At 54.7% G+C, this 21,160-nt stretch carries 23 protein-coding genes; 20 read left to right on the forward strand and 3 right to left on the reverse strand.

All coding sequences use genetic code 11. The annotated features are described in order from the left end of the window. Window positions 1-49: 49 nt before the first annotated feature. The 20 genes from accC (at window position 50) to ACI1P1_RS18710 (ending at window position 17,957) form a co-directional block, all read left to right on the forward strand. Window positions 50-1,402 (forward strand): acetyl-CoA carboxylase biotin carboxylase subunit, encoded by a 1,353-nt coding sequence (accC, locus tag ACI1P1_RS18615; protein ID WP_416217943.1) that lies wholly within the window; start codon window positions 50-52, stop codon window positions 1,400-1,402. A 97-nt stretch (window positions 1,403-1,499) separates the two neighbouring features. Further along, the gene (locus ACI1P1_RS18620; protein ID WP_416217944.1) at window positions 1,500-1,913 is read left to right on the forward strand and encodes an Asp23/Gls24 family envelope stress response protein; all 414 of its coding nucleotides are present in this window, start codon (window positions 1,500-1,502) and stop codon (window positions 1,911-1,913) included. A gap of 92 nt (window positions 1,914-2,005) precedes the next feature. Further along, the gene (amaP, locus tag ACI1P1_RS18625; RefSeq protein WP_416217945.1) at window positions 2,006-2,566 is read left to right on the forward strand and encodes an alkaline shock response membrane anchor protein AmaP; all 561 of its coding nucleotides are present in this window, start codon (window positions 2,006-2,008) and stop codon (window positions 2,564-2,566) included. A 14-nt stretch (window positions 2,567-2,580) separates the two neighbouring features. After that, complete coding sequence (locus ACI1P1_RS18630) at window positions 2,581-2,808, forward strand: DUF2273 domain-containing protein (RefSeq protein WP_416217946.1); 228 nt, start codon at window positions 2,581-2,583, stop codon at window positions 2,806-2,808. 105 nt (window positions 2,809-2,913) lie between these two features. Next, window positions 2,914-3,363 carry a transcription antitermination factor NusB gene (gene nusB / locus ACI1P1_RS18635; protein ID WP_416217947.1) on the forward strand — a complete coding sequence of 150 codons (450 nt, stop codon included), beginning with the start codon at window positions 2,914-2,916 and terminating at the stop codon, window positions 3,361-3,363. 102 nt (window positions 3,364-3,465) lie between these two features. After that, window positions 3,466-4,323 carry a bifunctional methylenetetrahydrofolate dehydrogenase/methenyltetrahydrofolate cyclohydrolase FolD gene (gene folD / locus ACI1P1_RS18640; RefSeq protein ID WP_416217948.1) on the forward strand — a complete coding sequence of 286 codons (858 nt, stop codon included), beginning with the start codon at window positions 3,466-3,468 and terminating at the stop codon, window positions 4,321-4,323. A gap of 8 nt (window positions 4,324-4,331) precedes the next feature. Continuing rightward, window positions 4,332-5,696: an exodeoxyribonuclease VII large subunit gene (gene xseA, locus ACI1P1_RS18645; protein WP_416218009.1), complete on the forward strand. Its 1,365-nt coding sequence runs from the start codon at window positions 4,332-4,334 to the stop codon at window positions 5,694-5,696. Then, window positions 5,689-5,958, forward strand: coding sequence for an exodeoxyribonuclease VII small subunit (gene xseB / locus ACI1P1_RS18650; protein WP_416217949.1), 270 nt, complete (start codon window positions 5,689-5,691; stop codon window positions 5,956-5,958). Before xseA ends, xseB begins: the two co-directional genes overlap by 8 nt. Before the next feature lie 11 nt (window positions 5,959-5,969). After that, on the forward strand, window positions 5,970-6,890 hold the full coding sequence (locus ACI1P1_RS18655) for a polyprenyl synthetase family protein (protein WP_416217950.1): 921 nt from the start codon (window positions 5,970-5,972) through the stop codon (window positions 6,888-6,890). A 128-nt stretch (window positions 6,891-7,018) separates the two neighbouring features. Continuing rightward, window positions 7,019-8,902 (forward strand): 1-deoxy-D-xylulose-5-phosphate synthase, encoded by a 1,884-nt coding sequence (gene dxs, locus ACI1P1_RS18660; RefSeq protein ID WP_416218010.1) that lies wholly within the window; start codon window positions 7,019-7,021, stop codon window positions 8,900-8,902. A gap of 34 nt (window positions 8,903-8,936) precedes the next feature. After that, window positions 8,937-9,800: a TlyA family RNA methyltransferase gene (locus ACI1P1_RS18665; protein ID WP_416218011.1), complete on the forward strand. Its 864-nt coding sequence runs from the start codon at window positions 8,937-8,939 to the stop codon at window positions 9,798-9,800. A gap of 83 nt (window positions 9,801-9,883) precedes the next feature. Further along, window positions 9,884-10,354: a hypothetical protein gene (locus ACI1P1_RS18670; RefSeq protein WP_416217951.1), complete on the forward strand. Its 471-nt coding sequence runs from the start codon at window positions 9,884-9,886 to the stop codon at window positions 10,352-10,354. A 46-nt stretch (window positions 10,355-10,400) separates the two neighbouring features. After that, entirely contained in the window at window positions 10,401-10,850 is a 450-nt protein-coding gene (ahrC, locus tag ACI1P1_RS18675) for a transcriptional regulator AhrC/ArgR (protein ID WP_416217952.1), read from the forward strand. A 147-nt stretch (window positions 10,851-10,997) separates the two neighbouring features. After that, on the forward strand, window positions 10,998-12,752 hold the full coding sequence (gene recN / locus ACI1P1_RS18680; RefSeq protein ID WP_416217953.1) for a DNA repair protein RecN: 1,755 nt from the start codon (window positions 10,998-11,000) through the stop codon (window positions 12,750-12,752). A gap of 112 nt (window positions 12,753-12,864) precedes the next feature. Continuing rightward, window positions 12,865-14,190: a SpoIVB peptidase gene (spoIVB, locus tag ACI1P1_RS18685; RefSeq protein ID WP_416217954.1), complete on the forward strand. Its 1,326-nt coding sequence runs from the start codon at window positions 12,865-12,867 to the stop codon at window positions 14,188-14,190. A 242-nt stretch (window positions 14,191-14,432) separates the two neighbouring features. Beyond that, complete coding sequence (spo0A, locus tag ACI1P1_RS18690; RefSeq protein ID WP_416217955.1) at window positions 14,433-15,254, forward strand: sporulation transcription factor Spo0A; 822 nt, start codon at window positions 14,433-14,435, stop codon at window positions 15,252-15,254. Window positions 15,255-15,370: 116 nt separating this feature from the next. Beyond that, window positions 15,371-16,309, forward strand: a complete 939-nt coding sequence (locus ACI1P1_RS18695; protein ID WP_416217956.1) for a methylenetetrahydrofolate reductase — start codon at window positions 15,371-15,373, stop codon at window positions 16,307-16,309. A 178-nt stretch (window positions 16,310-16,487) separates the two neighbouring features. Then, on the forward strand, window positions 16,488-16,964 hold the full coding sequence (locus ACI1P1_RS18700; protein WP_416217957.1) for an RrF2 family transcriptional regulator: 477 nt from the start codon (window positions 16,488-16,490) through the stop codon (window positions 16,962-16,964). Then, on the forward strand, window positions 16,954-17,271 hold the full coding sequence (gene trxA, locus ACI1P1_RS18705) for a thioredoxin (protein ID WP_416217958.1): 318 nt from the start codon (window positions 16,954-16,956) through the stop codon (window positions 17,269-17,271). Before ACI1P1_RS18700 ends, trxA begins: the two co-directional genes overlap by 11 nt. Window positions 17,272-17,303: 32 nt before the next feature. Next, window positions 17,304-17,957, forward strand: a complete 654-nt coding sequence (locus ACI1P1_RS18710; RefSeq protein ID WP_416217959.1) for a nitroreductase family protein — start codon at window positions 17,304-17,306, stop codon at window positions 17,955-17,957. Between the two features lie 79 nt (window positions 17,958-18,036). Here ACI1P1_RS18710 and ACI1P1_RS18715 read toward each other — a convergent pair whose 3' ends face one another. The 3 genes from ACI1P1_RS18715 to ACI1P1_RS18725 all read right to left on the reverse strand — a co-directional run bounded on the left by ACI1P1_RS18715 (window position 18,037) and on the right by ACI1P1_RS18725 (window position 21,076). Continuing rightward, window positions 18,037-18,321: a hypothetical protein gene (locus ACI1P1_RS18715; RefSeq protein ID WP_416217960.1), complete on the reverse strand. Its 285-nt coding sequence runs from the start codon at window positions 18,319-18,321 to the stop codon at window positions 18,037-18,039. A 93-nt stretch (window positions 18,322-18,414) separates the two neighbouring features. Then, on the reverse strand, window positions 18,415-19,647 hold the full coding sequence (gene hydF / locus ACI1P1_RS18720) for a [FeFe] hydrogenase H-cluster maturation GTPase HydF (RefSeq protein ID WP_416217961.1): 1,233 nt from the start codon (window positions 19,645-19,647) through the stop codon (window positions 18,415-18,417). 16 nt (window positions 19,648-19,663) lie between these two features. Next, window positions 19,664-21,076, reverse strand: coding sequence for an aspartate ammonia-lyase (locus ACI1P1_RS18725; RefSeq protein WP_416217962.1), 1,413 nt, complete (start codon window positions 21,074-21,076; stop codon window positions 19,664-19,666). Between the last annotated feature and the right edge of the window lie 84 nt (window positions 21,077-21,160).

Below are 21,160 nucleotides of genomic sequence, written 5' to 3' on the forward strand. Positions count from 1 at the left end.
AAGTCAACGGGAGCGAAAAGTATTTTATTTCGGGAGGATCATTCAGATCATGGCGTTTCAAAAAATACTAATTGCCAACCGGGGCGAGATTGCGGTCCGGATCATCCGCGCCTGCAAGGAGATGAATATCTATACGGTCGCCGTGTATTCGGAAGCCGACAGAGATTCCCTCCATGTCCGGCTGGCGGACGAAGCCTATTGCATCGGTCCTACCCTGTCCAAGGACAGCTACTTGAACTTTACCAATCTCATGAGCGTCGCCACGCTGACAGAGACTGATGCCATTCATCCCGGTTACGGGTTCCTGGCGGAGAATGCGGATTTCGCGGAGATCTGCGAACGCTGCAACATCACCTTCATCGGACCGTCCCCTGAAGCCATCAGCAAGATGGGAGACAAGGCCGTAGCCAAGGATACCATGAAAAAAGCGGGTGTTCCTGTTATCCCCGGCTCCGACGGGCTGGTGGAGGACCCCCAGGAAGCCCTGATGATCGCCAGGGATATTGGATACCCGGTTATTATCAAAGCTACCGCCGGCGGCGGTGGCAAGGGCATCCGGATCGCCAACGATGAGGAATCCCTGCTTCAGCAGATTACCACCGCCCAGCAGGAGGCCCAAAAGGCCTTCGGCAATGCCGGGGTCTATCTGGAGAAGTTCCTTACAGGCATGAAGCATGTGGAAATTCAGATTATCGCCGATAAACACGGCAACGCCGTCCATCTGGGCGAGCGGGACTGCTCCGTGCAGCGCCGCCGCCAGAAGCTGGTGGAGGAGGCGCCTTGCTCCGTAATCACTCCCGAAGTCCGGGAGCAAATGGGGGAAGCCGCCGTACGTGCCGCCTTGGCGGTGAATTATTCCGGCGCCGGAACCCTGGAATTTCTGCTGGGACCGGACGGGAACTTCTACTTCATGGAAATGAACACCCGGATTCAGGTGGAGCATCCCGTTACCGAAATGGTGACAGGCGTGGACCTGATCAAGGAAATGATCCGTGTAGCCGAAGGCCATCCCCTGAGCTTCCGGCAGGAGGATGTCCAAATTAAGGGCTGGGCTATCGAATGCCGGATCAATGCCGAGGACCCGGAGCGGAATTTTATGCCGTCACCCGGCCAAATTTCCTTCTATCTGCCTCCAGGCGGACTGGGTGTGCGGGTGGACAGCTCCGCTTATCCCGGCTATGTGATCTCCCCGTATTATGATTCCATGATCGCCAAGCTGATCGTGTGGGGAGATACCCGGGAGGACGCCATCGCACGGATGAGCCGGGCCTTGTCCGAGTTTGCCATAGACGGCGTGCAGACGACCATTCCCTTCCATATGAAGCTGATGCGGCATCCTACCTTCCTGAAGGGGGACTTCGATATCAAGTTCCTGGAGGAAGTGGACGTGTACAACTCGTAACGTACTCCAAGTCATAAAAATCTTGGGTTTGTCAACTTTCGGTCCAAATGGTATAGTAATGTATTAGGACGTCCAACAATGCTTGGGAGGTGTACATATGAGCACCATAGCTCCAGATTATGAGAAGACGGACATGGGGAACATCCAGATTGCCCCTGAGGTCATTGAGATTATCGCCGGTCTGGCTACCATCGAAGTGGAAGGGGTAGCAGGCATGAGCGGAGGCTTCGCCAGCGGCGTAGCCGAGCTTCTGGGACGCAAGAACCTTTCCAAGGGCGTGAAGGTGGAGGTTGGGCAAAGAGAAGCGGCCATCGATGTTTCCATTATCATCGAATACGGACAGCGGATTCCATCCGTCGCATCCGATATTCAACGGAATGTGAAGCAGGCCATCGAATCCATGACCGGCTTGGACGTGATTGAAGTGAATGTCCATATCCACGGCGTTCAGTTCAAAACTCCGGAACGGGTTATTGAAGAGGATGCGACCTCCGTTATTAAATTGAAATAACGGTTTGCACTTATGCCCCCTAGCCATAGGGGGCTTGCTTCACGAAAGGGGACCCGTTGGGGAGTGGTCCGACATGGAAGGGGACAAGCTTAATGGCCAAGATTATCGACCGCCTTCTTTTGTTTATTTTCAGCCTTGCCGTCATGGTAGCCGCTTGCGCCATGTTGGCCGGGGCGTTCAATTGGATTCCGCTGGAGGAAACCCAAGCGTTAACCGAGCGGATTTATACGCAAACCGGTCCGGCCATCGCCTTTATCAGCGTTTGCGCCGTTCTGCTGCTTATCGCCCTGCGTCTGTTTTACATTTCCGTGCGCAGCTCCAGGGAGCAGGCACCCTCCATCGACCAGCGCAATGAATGGGGAGATATCCGCATTTCCATTGAGACGGTGGAGAATCTGGCTCTGAAGGCCGCCACCCGTTCCCGCGGCGTCAAGGATTTGCGGGCCCGCATCCGGGTGGGCAGCGCAGGTATTGAGGTGACCATCCGCAGCATGGTGGACGGGGAAAGCTCCATTCCGGCTTTGACCGAGGAGATGCAATCCGCCGTCAAGCAGCATATCGAAGAGATCACCGGGATTCCGGTGGCGAGTGTTTCCGTATTTATCGCCAATATTGTCCAATCTGCGCCCACCTTCAAAAGCCGGGTTGAATAGGGGTGAAGCCGGATATGTGGAAGGACCTGTGGGAGCTCCACCGGGGCAAGCTCCTGGGAGCGGCATTCGGCTTTTTCTTGGGCTTCCTTTATTTGTTCGTCGGTTTTTGGGACATGCTCATTTTTGCTTTCATTGTTTTTATCGGTTATTATATGGGGAAAAAGCTGGATCAAGGGGAACGGCTGTTTCAGGTGGATCACCTGTGGCGCTGGCTTTCCGAAAGATGGAAGATGTTCAGGTAAAACTAGTTATATCCAAGTATAATCCTGTGGAACGGCACCGTCTCACGCTGGAGTGCCCTTTCATGGGGTTTTGTTTTGTATCGAATAGGGGGTTGAAGTCGTCCGATGAGACGCAGATTAGCCAGAGAGCTCGCCGTACAGAGCCTGTATCAGTTGCGAATGAACGAAGTGGATGTGGACCATGCCATCCGCATGGTAATTGAAGAAGCCTTGCAGGAGAACGAAGCCGAGCTTCGCCAGAAGAATGAGGATATTGTACCCAGTGACGTGAAGGAGCTGGTGGCAGGTACAGAAGAGCATCTGGCCGCCATCGATAATTTGCTCACCGATTATCTGAAGGGCTGGTCCATGGACCGGTTATCCAAGGTAGACCGGGAAATTCTGCGTATGGGCGTGTACGAAATGGTGTTCCGTGAGGATGTTCCGCCGAAGGTTGTGGTCAACGAAGCCATCGAAATGTCCAAGAACTTCGGCACCGAGGAATCGGGCAAGTTCGTTAACGGTGTGCTCGGCAAGATGATCACCGAGCTGGAAGGCATCAAGGAAAAGCTGTAAAGAGTTTGACTGCCGGGCAGACTGGGCACCTTCTGGCCCGGTTTTGCCGCTGCTTCAGGTGCGGTCCGAAACTAGAAATAAAGAACATATGGGGGGAGTTACATGTCGGCTCAAGTGATTAACGGCAAGGAATTGGTTCAATCCGTCCGCGAGCACTTCAGGCTTGAGGTGGAGGAGCTGGCCAAGCACCAGGTTCAGCCCGGACTGGCGGTAGTGTTGGTGGGCAATGATCCGGCTTCGGCCGTTTATGTGCGCAACAAAGCCAAGGCCTGTGAAACAGCCGGCATCTATTCCGAGGTGCACCGTCTGCCGGAGGATACCGGTGAAGAGGAGCTTCTGGCGCTGGTGGAACGCCTGAACGGCGACAAGAAGATCAATGGGATTCTCGTCCAGCTGCCGCTGCCCCGCCATATTAACGAAGATAAGATAATTGACACCATCCATCCTGATAAGGATGTGGACTGCTTCCATCCCATTAATGTGGGTAATCTGATGATCGGCAAACCCGGCTTCCTGCCTTGTACGCCTGCCGGCGTCATCGAGGTGCTGAAGCGGATGAAGGTGGAGATTGCCGGCAAACATGCGGTGGTTGTGGGACGCAGCAATATTGTAGGTAAACCTATGGCCATGCTGCTGCTCCGGGAGCATGCCACTGTAACGGTCTGCCATTCCCGCACCCCCGATATGGAGCAGATTACCTCCCAGGCGGATATACTGGTGGCGGCCGTAGGGCGTCCCCAGATGATCAAAGCCAAGCACCTGAAGCCCGGTGCCATCGTGATTGATGTAGGCATCAACCGTCTTCCTGACGGCAAGCTGGTGGGGGATGTGGATTTTGAGGATGTGCTGGAAACAGCCGGAATGATCACTCCTGTTCCCGGATGTGTAGGACCGATGACCATCACGATGCTGCTGGCCAATACCATTGTTTCGGCCAGGCGGGCCGCAGGATTGGAGTAAAGGCCATGATGCCCGATAAGGGGCCGGAGCAGGCCATTACCGTCAAAGAGCTGACCCGCTATATCAAGGCGCGGCTGGAGCAGGACACCCGGTTATCGGATGTCTGGGTCCGTGGGGAAATCTCCAACTTTACCCGGCATTCCAGCGGCCATATGTATTTTACCCTGAAGGATGCGGACAGCCGGGTCAAGGCGATTATGTTCGCTTCCTACAATCAGCGTCTGCCCTTTATCCCTAAGGACGGAACCAAGGTGCTGGCCAAAGGCGGCATTTCCGTTTATGAGCGGGACGGCCAATATCAGATGTATGTCACCCAGATGCAGCCGGACGGCGTGGGCAGCCTTTATTTGGCTTACGAGCAGCTGAAGCAGCGTCTGGAGGCGGAGGGGCTTTTTGCCGTCCACCGCAAAAAACCGATCCCCCGGTTTCCGAGAGCCATCGGTGTGGTCACCTCACCCACGGGAGCGGCGGTCCGGGATATTATCATTACTCTGCAGCGCCGGTTTCCGGCCATACCTGTACAGCTCTATCCCGTGCTGGTACAGGGGACGCAGGCGGCTCCCTCCATTGTGAAGGCTATCCGCCGGCTGAATGAAGCCGGTGAGGTGGATCTGCTCATTGTAGGCAGAGGCGGTGGCAGTCTGGAGGAGCTGTGGGCCTTCAATGAGGAAGCAGTTGCCCGGGCTATCCATGCTTCTCTGATTCCGGTGATTTCCGCCGTAGGGCATGAGACGGATTTTACCATTGCCGATTTTGTGGCGGATCTGCGGGCAGCGACTCCTACCGCAGCAGCCGAGCTGGCCGTCCCTCATCATATGGAGCTGCGCCAGCAGCTGGCTGTGGAGCAGGAGCGGATGCGCAGGGCCCTGCAGCGCAGGCTGCAGGAAATCCGGGAGCGCCTGGCAAGAGCGCAGCGTTCGCCGTATTTGCTGAATCCGCGCAAGCAGCTGCTGGAGCCTGTGGAACGGCTGGACCGCCTCACGGAGCAGTTGGGCTACCGCATCAACAAGCGGCTTACCAAAGCCCGTGAGGCCAAGATGGGCCTGGCCCACCGGCTGGCCCGGCATGACCCCGGCGAGCAGGTCATTTATGCCCGGCGCCAAAGCGATGCGTTAAGCCGCCGTCTGGCAGCCGCCATGCAATCGCTGATGAAGGACAAGCAGGCCGGCTTTGACGCCGCACTTAAGCAATTGGATGCGCTGAGCCCGCTAAAGGTCATGCAGCGCGGCTACAGTCTGGTATATAACGAGAACGAAACCGCACTTGTAAAATCAATTCATCACATACAGCCGGGAGATCTGGTCAAGGTCCGTCTGGCCGACGGACGTCTGGACTGCCATGTATGGGCCATGGAGGAGAATGCGGATGGATAAGGAAATCATTTCCGCCGGCTGGGCCGGTGAATCGGAACTGAGCTTTGAAGCGGCAATGGAGCGTCTGGAAACCATTGTCGGCAGGCTGGAGAACGGCGATGTTCCCCTGGAGCAGGCCATTGAGCTGTTTCAGCAGGGAATGAAGCTTTCCCATCTTTGCGGCAAGAAGCTGGAGCAGGTGGAGCGCAAAATCGAGATTCTGGTGGAGGAAAACGGCACTCTCGCCAAGAAGCCGTTTGCCGCCGGTACGGATGAAGGGTGAGTGGTGAGGCTATGAACCCTTTTGAAGCTCTAAAGCTGGCCACGATCAAGGACTATATCGGGCACTGGCAGACTGTGACGGAAGAGCAGCTTGCCTCCTGTCTGCCGGGGGAATGGCAGGTGCCCGACAAGCTGCGGGAATCCATGCATTATTCGCTGATGGCCGGAGGCAAGCGCCTGCGGCCTGTTCTTGTCTACGCCGCCGCTGAAGCGGCAGGCGGCAGTCCCGAGGCGGCACGTTATGCCGCCAATGCCATCGAGATGATCCACACCTACTCGCTGATCCATGACGATCTGCCGGCGATGGACAATGACGACTTCCGCCGCGGCAAACCCACGAACCACAAGGTATTTGGCGATGCCATGGCGATTCTGGCGGGAGACGCCCTCCTGACCCACGCCTTCTATTCCATTACCCAAGCGGGAAGAGCGGGAGGCGTTCCGGCGGAAACCGTGCTGGACATGTTGGAGGAGCTGTCTGTTTATGCAGGGGCCAGAGGCATGGTAGGCGGCCAGGCGGCAGACATCCTGGGCGAGCAGGGGACCACCGGCAAGGAGCAGCTGGAGTTTATCCATACCCACAAAACCGCCGATCTTATTGTTTTCTCGCTGAAGGCCGGAGGGCGTACAGCGGGAGCCAGTCCGGCGCAGCTGAAGGCGCTGGAGATCTATGGCTACAGCATCGGCCTGGCATTCCAGATTCAGGATGATATACTGGATATCACCGGAGACGAATCCAAGCTTGGCAAACCCCTGCACAGCGACGAAGCCTCACAGAAGGTGACCTATCCTTATCTGTATGGGCTGGAGGAGTCCCGGCGGAAGGTGGAGGAGCTCACCCAAGCGGGGAAACAAGCCGTGCTGGAGGCACAATTCGCTGACCCCCGCAGGCTGCTGGAGCTGGCGGATTATCTGGTGCAACGGGAGTTCTGATCTTACCGGATACTCCTGTGGATGAAGCATGGATGGAATCCGCTTTCGTAAACGCCTCTTTTCGCGTTGTGGCGGTTTTCCGGACTGTGATATAATGATGCATATTTAAACACGAAAGCGGGGCTACAATAGTGCTCGATCAAATCAACCAGCCGGAAGACCTGAAAAAGCTGAATATGGAGCAGTTGGAGGCTTTAACGGGAGAGATACGGAGGTTTCTGATCGAAAAACTCTCGTTGACGGGAGGACATCTGGCGCCCAATCTGGGCGTTGTGGAATTGACCTTGGCCCTGCATTATTATTACCAGTCCCCTCAGGACAAGATCATATTCGACGTCGGACACCAATCGTACGTGCACAAGATCCTCACCGGGCGCAAGGAGAACTTCGATACCCTGCGCAAGTACAAGGGTCTGTGCGGCTTCGTCAAGCGCAGTGAAAGCGAGCATGATGTCTGGGAGGCCGGGCACAGCAGCACCTCCTTGTCGGCGGCTATGGGCTTTGCCAGCGCCAGAGACCTGCAGAAGAAGTCCAACAAAGTGGTGGCGGTAATCGGCGACGGCGCCATGACCGGCGGCATGGCCTTCGAGGCCATGAACCATATCGGCCACGAGGGGAAGAATCTCGTGGTGATTCTGAATGACAACGAAATGTCCATCGCCCCCAATGTGGGCGCTATGCATAATTATTTAAGCAAGATCCGCTCGGACCGGCATTATCTGAAGGCCAAGGACGATGTAGAGTATCTCCTCAAAAAAATCCCGGCCATCGGCGGCAAGGTCGCCAAAACTGTGGAGAAGCTGAAGGATTCCTTCAAATATCTCCTCGTAAACGGTGTTTTGTTTGAAGAGCTGGGCTTTCAGTATATGGGGCCGGTGGACGGCCATAATTTGCCGCAGCTGCTGGAAACCCTGCGCCAGGCGGATAACCTGGAGGGGCCCGTTCTTATCCACGTGCTGACCACCAAGGGTAAGGGCTATTCTCCTGCAGAGGCGGATTCTCATACCTGGCACGGCATCAGCCCCTACAAGATTGAATCCGGCCAGGTGATGAAATCCTCCGGACCACCCATGTACACGGAGGTCTTCGGCAATACGCTGATAGAACTGGCGGAAGCGGACAGCCGGATCGTCGCCGTCACTCCCGCTATGCCGGGAGGCTCCGGCCTGCTGAAGTTCCAGGCACGCTTTCCCGACCGCATGATCGATGTGGGCATCGCAGAACAGCATGCCGCAACCTTCTGCGCCGGTTTGGCCATGGAGGGGATGAAGCCGGTTTACGCCGTTTATTCCACCTTCATGCAGCGGGCTTACGACCAGATTGTCCATGACATCGCCCGGCAGAACCTGAATGTGGTGTTTGCCATTGACCGGGCCGGTTTTGTTGGACCTGACGGAGAAACCCACCAGGGGATTTATGATATGGCCTTTATGCGCAGCATCCCCAATCTTACGGTGATGATGCCCAAGGATGAGCAGGAGCTGCGCTCCATGCTGTATACGGCACTCCACTATGACGACGGCCCCATTGCTGTGCGGTATCCCCGCATTAACGGCAGAGGGGTAGAACTGGCGCCGATGTCGCTTATTCCCATCGGCAGCTGGGAAGTGGTGCGTGGCGGCAGCGATGCTGCTGTGCTGGCGGTTGGACCTATGGTGGAGGTGGCGGAGGAAGCCGCCCACATTCTGGCCGGGCATGGCATATCCCTCCGGGTAGTAAACGCCCGGTTTATTAAGCCGGTGGATCAGGCCATGCTCCTTAGCCTTGCGGCGGAGCGCCTGCCGATCATCACCATGGAAGAAGGCGTCCGGATGGGCGGCTTCGGTTCGGCTGTGCTGGAATTTTATGCCGATCATGATATTTACGGGCTGGCAGTGAAAAACCTGGCTATTCCCGATTATTTTGTTGAACACGGAAGCATCAAGGAACAGCGGGCGGAGGTCGGGCTTACAGCCGAAAGCGTAGCCGGACAGCTGGCCGCCTTCATCCAGAAGAAACGGCAGCATGCCTAAAGGCTTCGGCCTTGGGAGCGCCTGGGAGGACAGTGTGGCTAAAGAGAAGGAACGGATAGACGTCCTGCTGGTTGAGCAGGGTTATTATGAAAGCAGAGAGAAGGCCAAGGCCGCTGTGATGGCGGGACTGGTCTTTACCGGAACGGAACGGCTGGAGAAACCCGGCATGAAAATCGCCAGGGATCTTCCGCTCAACGTCAAAGGAGCTCCCCACCCTTATGTCAGCCGCGGCGGGCTGAAGCTGGAGAAGGCCATTCGTGCCTTCGGTTTGGATCTTAACGGTGCCGCCATGATGGATATCGGGGCCTCCACCGGCGGGTTTACGGATTGTGCGCTGCAGAACGGGGTATCCCGGGTGTATGCCATTGACGTAGGCTACAATCAATTGGATTATTCCCTCCGCAATGACCCTCGGGTGCATGTGATGGAACGGACGAACTTCCGGTATATGGAGCCGGAGCATCTGGAGGGTTTTGTGCCAAACTTCGCCACCATTGATGTTTCCTTCATCTCACTCCGGCTGATTCTGCCTGCATTGGCCAAGCTGATGTCCGGCGGCGGCCGGATTGTCGCCTTGATCAAGCCTCAATTCGAGGCAGGGCGGGAGCAGGTGGGGAAATCCGGGGTGGTCCGGGATGCCAAGGTGCACGAGTCTGTGCTGGAAACCGTGTTGGAATTTGCCTGCCAGCTTGGTTTTGTTCTGGAGGGGCTTACTTATTCGCCCATTACCGGGGGAGAAGGAAATGTGGAGTTTCTGGCAAACTGGACCTACAAAGGAACCTTATCTGCAGACAGCGTCGGCTCAGAGCCTGCGTGTCCGGAAAAACCGGACTTCGCAACGTTGATCCGGGACACTGTACATCAAGCCCATCATACCTTCCGCTCCTCACCGGGTTGAACTTTTCTTAGGATGATGATACAAAAGCTTGCAGGAATTTCTTTAATCTCCTAGAAAAAGTATAGTATTCGGGGGGATGCGGAATGTACAGAGGCGACAGCCTGATTCTCTTGCTTCTCAGTGTATTCATCATCGGATGGCTGCTTTACCGGTTCCGGTTTTGGCTGATGGCCCCGCCCAAGGGGAGGCCGGCCATTGACCCGGACCCGGAGGTGCCGGCTACGGCGGCAGTTGAGCTGTTGGAATTTTCGGGATATGAGGTATTGACGGGCAAACGCCGGATACCCATCCAGATTCAGGTGAATGACAGAGAGTTGCTGGAGAGCAGGCTGTTCATCGATCATTTCGCCGCGGAAGAGGAAAAGCTGTATGTGGTCAAGGTTGCCCGGGACCGCAAACCCCTGGACTGGACCGGCAGCGGGTTGCGTGACCAGCTTCTGGTCTATCAGCTGCTGTATCCGGAGGCGGAAGGGATTCTGTACGTGGACCCCAGACAAAAGACGATTGAGAAAATCCGCTTCGATGTTCCGGAGGAGGAAAGCCGCACCTCATAAAGGATGCGCTTACGTGGCAGCACCGTCAAATCGTAAGGAGGACAATATGAAAGGCCAACGTCATCTGAAAATCAGGGAGATTCTGGCGTCGCAGGATATCGAGACCCAGGACGAGCTTGTGGAAGCACTCCGCACTGCCGGCTACAATGTAACCCAAGCTACCGTCTCCCGGGATATCAAGGAGCTTCACCTGATTAAAACCCCCTTAAGCAGCGGCCATTATAAGTATGCGCTTCCCAGTGAGCAGCGGGTGAATCCAGTATCGCGGCTGAAGCGTGTGCTGTCTGAGCATTTTGTAGGCATTGATTATACGGAGAATCTCATCGTCATGAAAAGCATGCCGGGCACTGCCAATGCCATTGGGGCATTGCTGGACAGCCTGGAGTGGCCTGAATTGATGGGCACCATTTGCGGCGATGATACCATTCTTTTGATCTGCCGCAGCCGCGAGCAAAGCCAAGAAATCGTACGCCGGATTACCGCCATGCTGTCCTGATCTTCAGGGCGGCTTTTTTTATTTGCGGGAACGCATGCAGAAAAATAAAATGCGAATAGGTGTTCCCTTTTTCTGCGGAATGCTGATATAATGGAGAGGACAAGATTTGTACCCGCATTTTTATTTGGAAAAAAGGGGAGTTGCCCAATGCTGCAAGAGCTGTCCATCCGCAATCTGGCGGTAATCGAATCGGTACGTCTGGCTTTCCACAACGGTTTTCATGTTCTCACGGGCGAAACAGGCGCCGGGAAATCCATTATTATAGATGCTTTAGGATTAATCGCCGGAGGACGGGGCCTAAGTGATCTGGTCCGGTTTGGGCAGGATAAGGCGGAAATCGAGGCCTTATTTGATGTTCCCGCCGATCACCCCGTTTGGGAGGTGCTGGAGGGAGTCGGCTTAACACCGGCTGCTGATGAGCATCTGATCATCCGCCGGGAGCTGAGCGTCCATGGCAAGGGCGTCAGCCGTATCAACGGCCAGCTCGTGAACCTGTCCGTCCTCCGGGAAGCAGGGGAGCGGCTGATTAATATTCATGGGCAGCATGAGCATCAATCCCTCTTGAAGGCGGAGGAGCATATCCGCTGGCTGGACTTGTTCGGCGGGCACGAAATCGAAAAAACCCGTTCCGCATACAGCGCGGCCTACGGTGAATATATGCGTATCCAAAAGGAGCTGGCTGCTCTCCGGGAGGCGGAGAAGAAAGCATTGCAAATGCAGGATCTGTACCGCTTCCAGGTGGAGGAGATTGCGGATGCCCAATTGAAATCCGGCGAGGATGAATGTTTGGCGGAAGAAAAGAGCAAGCTAGGAAATGCGGAAAAATTATACCAGAACGTGAACGATTCGTATGAGGCGCTTAATGCCGGAGGCAAAGCCTTGGATCAGGTCCGCAGGGCGGTTCTTAAGCTTCAGGACATTGTCCAGTTTGATGCTGTTGGGCTTGGCCCCGTTTTGGAGCAGATGCAAAGCGCCTTTTACCAGCTGGAGGATGCGGCGTTCCAGCTCCGGGATTACCGGGAGGGTGTAGAGTCTAACCCGATCCGGTTGAATGAAATTGAAGACCGTCTCAGTCTGATCGCCTCCTTCCGGCGGAAATACGGAGAGAACGTGGAAGAAATCCTTCGTTATCTGGAGAAGGTGCGCCAGGAGCTGGCGGTACTGGACCATAAGGAAGAGCGGCAGCAGGAGCTGGAACGGAAGCTGGCCCGCCAGGAGAAGGAATGTGTGCGCCTTGCTCTTAAGCTGTCCGGGCAACGCTCGTCTGCCGGGGTGAGGCTATCTGAGGCTATTGTAGCGGAGCTGAAGGAGCTGCATATGGAGCGAACGGTGTTCCAGGTACAGATGGGACGGGTAGAGGATCCTAAGGGGGTTCAGGCGGATGGCACGACGGTCCGGTTGGCCCGCAACGGCATTGACCAAGTGGAATTCCTTATCGCTCCGAACCCGGGAGAACCGCTGCGGGGTCTCGGGAAAATTGCCTCCGGCGGCGAGCTTTCCCGGATGATGCTGGCGATGAAATCGATTTTTGCCAAGGTGGACCGGATTCCCGTCCTGGTATTCGATGAGGTGGATACAGGTGTCAGCGGCCGCGCGGCACAGGCCATTGCAGAACGGATGGCGCGGCTGTCGTCCGATTGCCAGGTTTTCTCCATTACGCATCTGCCTCAAGTGGCGTGTATGGCGGATGCCCATTATTACATCAGCAAAGCGGTGGAGGACGGACGGACCTACACCAGGGTCAAGGACCTGGACACGGCAGACCGTGCAGAGGAGCTTGCCCGGATGCTTGGCGGCGTAGAGATCACGGAGACGACGTTATCGCATGCTTTGGAGATGCTGGCTATGGCAGAGACCCAAAAAAGGGCTTTTAACCCGGAATTCAAGCAGATATTGGCCTGAGGTGCAGCTTTTTCGAGTCATAAATCAGGTGGGGCGGGGTAACTTATAGGTACGCAAATGACACATGCGCCTTCTTTAACGGGCGAGGAGGAGAAAAGGAGCGTGATTGGGATTGAGTTCCATCAACCGCAAACGATTGATAGGTCTTATCATCGCTTTTTTCATTTGCTTGCTGAGTTTTTCCGCCCCGTTTCAATGCTTCGCCAGTTTTCCCGGTGAGCTGCGTATCTTCACAGGTCAGGACAAGGCGCTACACTTAGCGATGCCCGTCACCGGCAATATCAGCATCCGCGATCCGGGAATCATGAGTGTGAACGGTTCTTCGGAGCCGACCTTTCAAGCTAACCTCAAGGAGCCCATCCATATCCATACGGCTGTAGCCGGCCAAACGGAAATGCTGGTCAAGCTGGGGAATATCCCCATTAAATCGGTTAAGGTGAAGGTCCTTCCCGACTTAAGGGTAGTGCCCGGAGGCCAAACCATCGGGGTAAAGCTTAAATCAGCCGGGGTGCTTGTGGTGGGCCACCACATGGTAACGGTGGAGAATGACCGGAAGATTTCTCCGGGAGAGGACGCCAAAATCCAAGTAGGGGATTTGATCCTCAGCGTAAACGGACAGAAGCTCCGGGATGTGAATCAGATGGCGGAGCTGGTGGCACAGGCAGGCAGAGAAAAAACCAGCTTGGATCTGGAGATTAAACGGAATAAGGACAAGCTGCATGTTAAACTGGAGCCTGCCTTTGACCAGAATGACAAAGCTTACCGGCTCGGTATATACATCAGGGACTCCGCAGCGGGTGTAGGGACTCTTACCTTCTATTCCCCGGATCAGAACGCCTATGGCGCACTGGGGCATGTCATTACGGATATGGATACACAGACACCTATCGAAGTGGGCAGCGGCGAAATCGTACACTCCAATGTTACCTCCATCGCCAAGAGCCTGACAGGAGAACCAGGGGAAAAACGGGCCCAATTTAGCTCGGAGAACAAAATTTTAGGCAATATTGAAAAGAATACGCCCTTCGGAATATTCGGAAGAATGTCTGCTGTTCCTGATCACGGATACACGAAAGAAGCTTTGCCCGTAGCCTTTGCCGAGGATGTTGTGGAAGGACCGGCTGAAATCTATACGGTGGTTAACGGACAGAAGGTGGAGAAGTTCTCGATTAGTATTACCCATGTAGCCAAACAGGATTATCCGGCTACGAAGGGAATGGTAATCAAAATTACCGATCCCCGCCTGATCGAAAAAACCGGCGGGATTGTCCAGGGAATGAGCGGCAGCCCCATCATCCAAAACGGCAAGCTGATCGGAGCTGTCACCCATGTTTTCGTTAACGATCCGACCAGCGGGTATGGCTGCTTCATTGAATGGATGCTTCAAGACGCAGGAGTTTTGGACAAACAAACCATGGAGGAACTGAAAGCAGGCTGAGCCTGCTTTTTTTCTTTATCTAAAGCCATGTTTCATTTTTATTGGAAACGGGTAATAAAAATCTAACAATTCAGTGAACCTGTCGAAAAATGTTGGATGATAAGATAAAATATATATTATATATAAAACCGTAAAAAAAATAAAGAAAAATAAATTTCGACAGAAGGAATTTAATCCCATGTGTCGAATTAGAATAGTCAGGAAAACAAAAGTACGCATCTTTGGATTGGAGGATTAGTCGAGTGCAAAAAATCGAGGTTTTGTTGGCAGATGACAATCGGGAGTTTACAGCGTTATTATCGGAATTTATCAATGACCAGCAAGATATGAATGTATCCGGAATTGCTTATAACGGCAACGACGTGCTGCGTCTCATTGAAGAGGGACGTGTCCCTGATGTGCTGATTCTTGATATTATTATGCCTCATCTTGATGGCCTGGGCGTTCTGGAGAAGCTCCGGGAGATGAATGTCAATCCGCAGCCCAAAATCATTATGCTCACTGCTTTCGGCCAGGAGAGTATTACACAGAAGGCAGTCCAGTTGGGGGCATCCTATTATATCCTGAAGCCCTTCGATATGGAGGTTCTGACCAACCGCATTCGCCAGCTCATCTCCCCCAATCCGATTACAGCCAACTCGATGCTGGGAAGCGGCGTGTCATCCTCCGTAATCCAGCATAAGGCCAATGTGGTTCCTATGAACAAATCCCGTAACCTGGATGCGAATATTACCAGCATTATTCATGAAATTGGTGTTCCCGCTCATATTAAGGGTTACCAGTACCTGCGTGAAGCCATTACTATGGTATACAATAACATCGAAATTCTCGGCGCTATTACCAAGACCCTTTATCCGGCAATTGCCGAACGCTTCAAGACTACACCGAGCCGTGTAGAGCGGGCCATCCGCCATGCCATCGAGGTAGCTTGGACCCGCGGCAATATTGACAGCATCAGCCACCTGTTCGGGTACACCGTTAATATTTCCAAAGCCAAACCCACCAATTCCGAATTTATTGCCATGGTGGCGGATAAGCTGCGGATCGAGCATAAGGTGTCCTGAGAGGAAAAGGAATAGACAGTAAGCCTGAAGCCGCTTGTTTATTGGGTTGTCTGTTAATCCAATGAACAGGCGGTTTTCTATATCCTTATGTGAATCTAAACAAGGAGCCACCCTCAATGTCCCAAAAGCTCGCCAACCAAATTATAAAAAGGCAGACCGGCATTCTGACCTATGGTATGACACCGCCCAAGTTGGACACTCCGGAGGAAAAGCTGAACACCATTGCTCGTACGCAGCATGAACGGATCGCTTCCCTCCCTATTGACGGTCTTATTCTTTATGATGTTCAAGAGGAAGACAGCAGAGAGGGGGACCGGCCCTTTCCTTATCTGGAAGCATTGGATCCTGGAATTTACCGCAATACATACTTGAACCACCTGCAAACGCCATCCATTCTGTACAGAAGTGCAGGTAAATATCATCCCGCGGAGCTGGAGAGCTGGATGGCTGCGCAGCCGGAAGGTGCATGTGCCGTATTTGTCGGGGCCTCCTCCAGTACTCAACCGGTGAAAACCTCTCTTCCCCAGGCTTTTGAGATCGGGCGCCGTCATCCTCATCTTCTGATGGGTGGAGTTATGATTCCGGAGCGCCATATGAAAACACGGGATGAACATCTGCGGGTGATCCGGAAGATGGAAAGCGGCTGCCGCTTTTTCGTGTCGCAAGCTATTTATAATGTGGAAGCCTCCAAGGATTTCTTGTCGGACTATTATTACGCCTGCCGGGAGCAGGAGTTGGAAATGGTGCCGATTCTGTTTAATTTTGCCCCCTGCGGTTCATTGAAGACCTTGGAATTTATCAAGTGGCTGGGGATCAGTCTGCCCCGCTGGCTGGAGCAGGATTTAATCCATTCCCATGATATTCTGGATAAATCCATCACCTTGGTGCGCAAAATTATGGATGAGCTGATGGATTTTGCGTTGGAGAAGGGAATTCCTGTAGGCTGCAGCGTGGAGAGTGTGTCTACCAGGAAGGTGGAAATCGAGGCTGCGCTTCAGCTGCTTCGGGATATCCGCGGGGATATGGATAAGAAGCTTGCGGTCAACGGTGCGTGATGATGCTCTTTCCGGGGGCACAAGGCTCCCGGTTTTTGCGTTTACCGCGGGGGTTTAAGGGTAAAGGCATAATGGAGAGTGATAATTCATAAACGGCAGGGGAAGCTAAGGATGGCTGAATCATTTGACACGCGAAACTGTAAATAATATAATTACAGTATATCGGAGGTGTCCTGATATGAACAGCGATTTCTCCATTGCCGTACACAGCCTGGTATTGCTGGCCCACCGGTCGGATCATATGGCCACCAGTGAGATGATTGCAAACAATGTCTGCACCAATCCGGCCCGGGTACGAAAGGTGATGAGTCTTTTGCGGAACCACGGCTTTGTGGCGACCAAGGAAGGAACCGGCGGCGGCTATATGCTGGATTGCGACCCGGAAACCACCCACCTGGGGCAGATTTATACGGTTGTATGTGCCGGGACTCTGAAGCCCAGCTGGTGCTCAGGGGACCCGGACAACGGCTGTATGATCGCATCCAATGTCCAGTCTGTGATGGATGGTCTTTTCCATGAGGCGGAGGACCACCTGGAGCTGTACTGGAGGAAATGGACCATTGCAGCGGTGCTTGAGCAAATTTGCAGCCTGCATGAAGGGAAAAGTGACGGTACCCCAAAATTAGAAAAAGGAGTGTTTGAACATGGCGGTTAAACATATTACAGATGCAACGTTCCAATCGGAAGTAGGGCAAGACGGTTTGGTATTGGTGGATTTCTGGGCACCGTGGTGCGGACCCTGCCGGATGATCGCACCTGTTCTGGATGAACTGGCTGCTAACCCTGCAGCAAAGGCAACTGTAGCCAAAACCAATGTGGATGAAAATCCGGAAACTGCAGGCAAGTTCGGCGTAATGAGCATTCCGACCCTGATCCTGTTCAAAAACGGAACACCCGTTGACAAGGTAGTGGGCGTGCAATCACTGGCTTCTCTGGAAGCCCTCATCGAAAAACACGCGTAATCATCGGATATGAGGAGAAAGGGGCATATTATATGACCCAATTGCAGCAAGAGGCAGGTGCTGCCTTCACCCGGATGATTCTCGACCGGCATTCCGTACGCCGCTACAAAAAAGGGGCCGTTATCCCCGAGGCGGACCTCCGGCAGATTCTGGAGATTGCCCATTTTGCCCCCTCCGCATGGAACCTTCAGCACTGGAAGCTGGCAGTGATACAGGAGCAAGCGGACAAAGAGACGCTTTTTCCCATTGCCAACAGCCAGAAGCAGGTTCTGGAGAGCGCCGTGACGGTAGCAGTGTTGGGGGATCTCCAAGCGAATCTGAACGCGAAAACGGTCTATACGCAGCTTGCTGAAGCGGGAGGCATGTCCAACGAGCTGGCAACCCGCCAGATCGCCAACATCAATCATGTGTATGATACCAGAGGCGAGCAATTCGGCCGGGACCATGCCATGTTAAATGCGGGCCTGATCTCTATGCAGCTCATGCTGGCTGCTAAGGCGATGGGCTACGATTCCGTACCGATGACCGGCTTTGATGCCGCGGCCTTTTCCCATGCCTTCAACATTGATGCCCGGTATGTGCCGGCCATGCTGATCTCCATCGGGATTGCGGATGAGCCGACCCACCAATCACCCAGGCTGCCGCTGGAGAAGCTTATCTACCCGATCTCAGCATCCGTGGAATAGAAAAGAGAGCGGCGGACACGTCATAACGTGCCGCCGCTTTGCTGTGTGTGGATCCCATCACGATCTATCCTGATAGAGACTAATATTGGCGGGCGCTGGAAATGGCATCCTCCAGCTCCTGAAGATTCTGCAGCACCTGCTGCTCCTGGGAGCTGTTCGCTTCGGACATCAGCTGGGTCTTGGCCTCAGCCGCCCGGCGCTCCGCTTGCTCCAGCTTGGCCCACGCGTGACGTCGGTCCTCCGGATCCGCGGAGTTTTGAGCTTTAGCCGCTTCCTCCCGGGCTTGATTGAGCTCGTGAATGGCTTCGTTGACGCTTGTGAGCACATGCTCCAGTCGCTGCTGGTGCTGAAGATATTCGGTCATGGATGGTCTCCTCCTTATGGGACGAATGCGCAAAGCACATATTTAGGATGCCATATCTGCGGATGCGGCATTCTTCCCTAAAGAAAGTAATCATCAGGCTTCGTCCCATTCCAACCGGGCTAAGGGAAACATATCGATGGCGCGCGGGAAAATTCCCTGTACATACGCAATCAGCACCCCGTAATTGACAATGGGGACGCCGGCATCCACCGCCTGGGCAATCCTGTGCAGCATCGATCTCCGGTTGAGCATACACGAGCCGCAATGGACGATGAGCGAATAATCGGTAATATTGCCCGGGAAGGTGTAGCCGCTGGCATGTTCGAAATGAAGCTCCTTGCCCGTATTCTGACGGATCCAACGGGGGATTTTGACCCGGCCGATATCGTCGGATTGCTGGTGGTGGGTGCAGGCCTCGGCCACCAGAATTTTATCCCCGTCCTGGAGCTTGTCCAGCGCACGGGCCCCGCGGACCAGCTCCGCCAAATCCCCCTTGTGCCTGGCAAATAAAATGGAGAAGGAGGTCAGGGGAACATCCTTTGGCGTATCTGCTGCCACCTTCAAGAACGCTTGGGAGTCGGTAATCACCAAAGCGGGTTTGGTTCCAAGGCGCTCCAAGGTCTCCTTCAATTCATATTCCTTGGTCACCACTGCGATGGCATCCGCCTCCAGGATATCCCGGATGGTCTGCTGCTGGGGGAGAATGAGCCTTCCCTTAGGAGCCGCTTTATCGATGGGAGTCACCAGCACCACAAAATCCCCGGGCCGCACCAGATCCCCTACAATCTTAAACTTGTCCTCCTCATCCGGAACTGCTTCCCCCATCGCCTTGCGCAGCTCGTTGATGCCTTTGCCGCTGGCTGCGGAGACGGCATACACTGAAAGCTCAAGTTTTTCCCGCATTTCCTTCAGAAGCGGCTCAGAGCCCGCTTCCAAATCAATTTTGTTCAGAACGCCCAACGAAGGGATCTTCTTCTGGCGCAGATATGCCGCTAAGGATATGTCAAAATCGCTTAAGCCTTCCTCCGCGTCCACCACCAGGAGAGCCAGATCGGTTTTTTCCACTACCTCCAGCGTCTTGCGCTTCCGGAGCTCGCCAAGCTCCCCTTCATCGTCAAGCCCTGCGGTGTCAATAAAGACCACCGGACCCAGCGGCAGGAGTTCCATGGATTTATAGACAGGATCGGTAGTGGTTCCCTTCACAGGCGAAACCACAGCGGTTTCCTGCTTGGTTATCGCGTTGATCAGACTGGACTTTCCCGCATTCCGCTTGCCGAACAGGGCAATGTGGACGCGATTGGACCGGGGGGTTGAGTTCATGCTCATGATCCGGCTTCCCCTTTCATTTGCCCGGAATTCCGGGTTTGGTAATTTGGCGCGGGCTCAGGACCCGCTCTGCCTCCTGGGCGGTCATCAAGCCTTCGCGGATGAGAGCTTCCCGAACGGGAATGCCCTCGGACTGCGCTTGTTTGGCGATGCGCGCCGCGGCTTCGTAGCCGATATAATCCACCAGCGCCGTGGCCAAGGCGGAGGACATTTCTACCCGCGCAGCGGATACGGCGGCGTTTGCTTCCAGCCCGCGGATACACTTTTCCTCGAAAAGGGTCACAGCGCTTGTAAGCACTTCCAGCGATTCCAGAAGCGATTCCGCAATCAGAGGCGAGAAGGCGTTCAGCTCCAATTGCCCGTTCATGGCAGCCAGCGTGATAGCTGAATCATTGGCGATGACGCGCATGGCTGTTTGGCCTGTCATTTCGGCCATAACCGGGTTTACCTTGCCCGGCATAATGGAGGAGCCGGCCTGTACGGCGGGCAGCTTCAGCTCACCCAGACCTCCGGCGGGACCGGAGGCTAAGAGCCGCAGATCACCTGATATCTTCAACAGATTAACCGCAGCCGCTTTCAGCAGGCCAGACACCTCCACGAACACGTCCATGTTCTGGGTGGGGTCCATAGGGAACTCGCTGCGGGCCAGTCCCAGCCCGGAAAGCTCCTGAAGAAGCTCGGTTACGGTAAAGGTGTATTTCAGAGGCGCATTCAGCCCTGTACCGATGGCGGTTCCGCCGATATTCACCTCCCGTAGCCGCTCCTCCACCTTGTAGAGCCGCCAGCGGTCCCGGGAAATAGCCTTGGCGTAAGCCCCGAAGCCTTGTCCGGTGGTCATCGGCAGGGCGTCCATCAACTGGGTCCTCCCCAGCCTCAGCACATGGGCGAAGGCCTCCTCTTTTTCCTGGAGCGCTTCCTGGAGAGAGGCAAAAGCATTGGCCAAGGGACGCAGCAGGCGGATGGCTGCGATGCGCAGAGCGGTAGGATACACATCGTTGGTAGATTGGCCGAGGTTTACGTGGTCCAAAGGATGGACCCGATGATATTCTCCGGGCTTTCCGCCCAGCCGGAGGATGGCCAGGTTGGCCAGCACCTCGTTCACATTCATGTTGGTGGAGGTGCCTGCTCCGCCCTGGAGGGCGTCAACGGGAAAAGCGCTTTTGTAATCGCCGGACAGCACTTGGCTGCAGGAATAAAGGATGGCATCAGCTATCTCCGCCGGCAGGAGCCCCAGTTTTCGATTGGCCATGGCCGCAGCTTGTTTCACCAGAACGATAGCCGAGATCAGGCGGGGATTCACCGGCCTGCCGCTGACAGGAAAATTGTCCATAGCCCGCCGGGTGTGGATGCCATATAAAGCGTCCGCCGGAAGGGATAAGGAGCCCAAAAGGTCGGTTTCGGTGCGGAATTCCGGATTGGCGGTCAGCATGGGACCACTCCTATCGCATCAAAAAATGAAGGTTATTGCCTCTATCATACCAGACATGGGGGTCCGGGAGTGAGAGATGCTATA

This window comes from Paenibacillus mesotrionivorans (assembly GCF_046098205.1).
Taxonomy (GTDB): Bacteria; Bacillota; Bacilli; order Paenibacillales; family NBRC-103111; genus Paenibacillus_AR; species Paenibacillus_AR mesotrionivorans.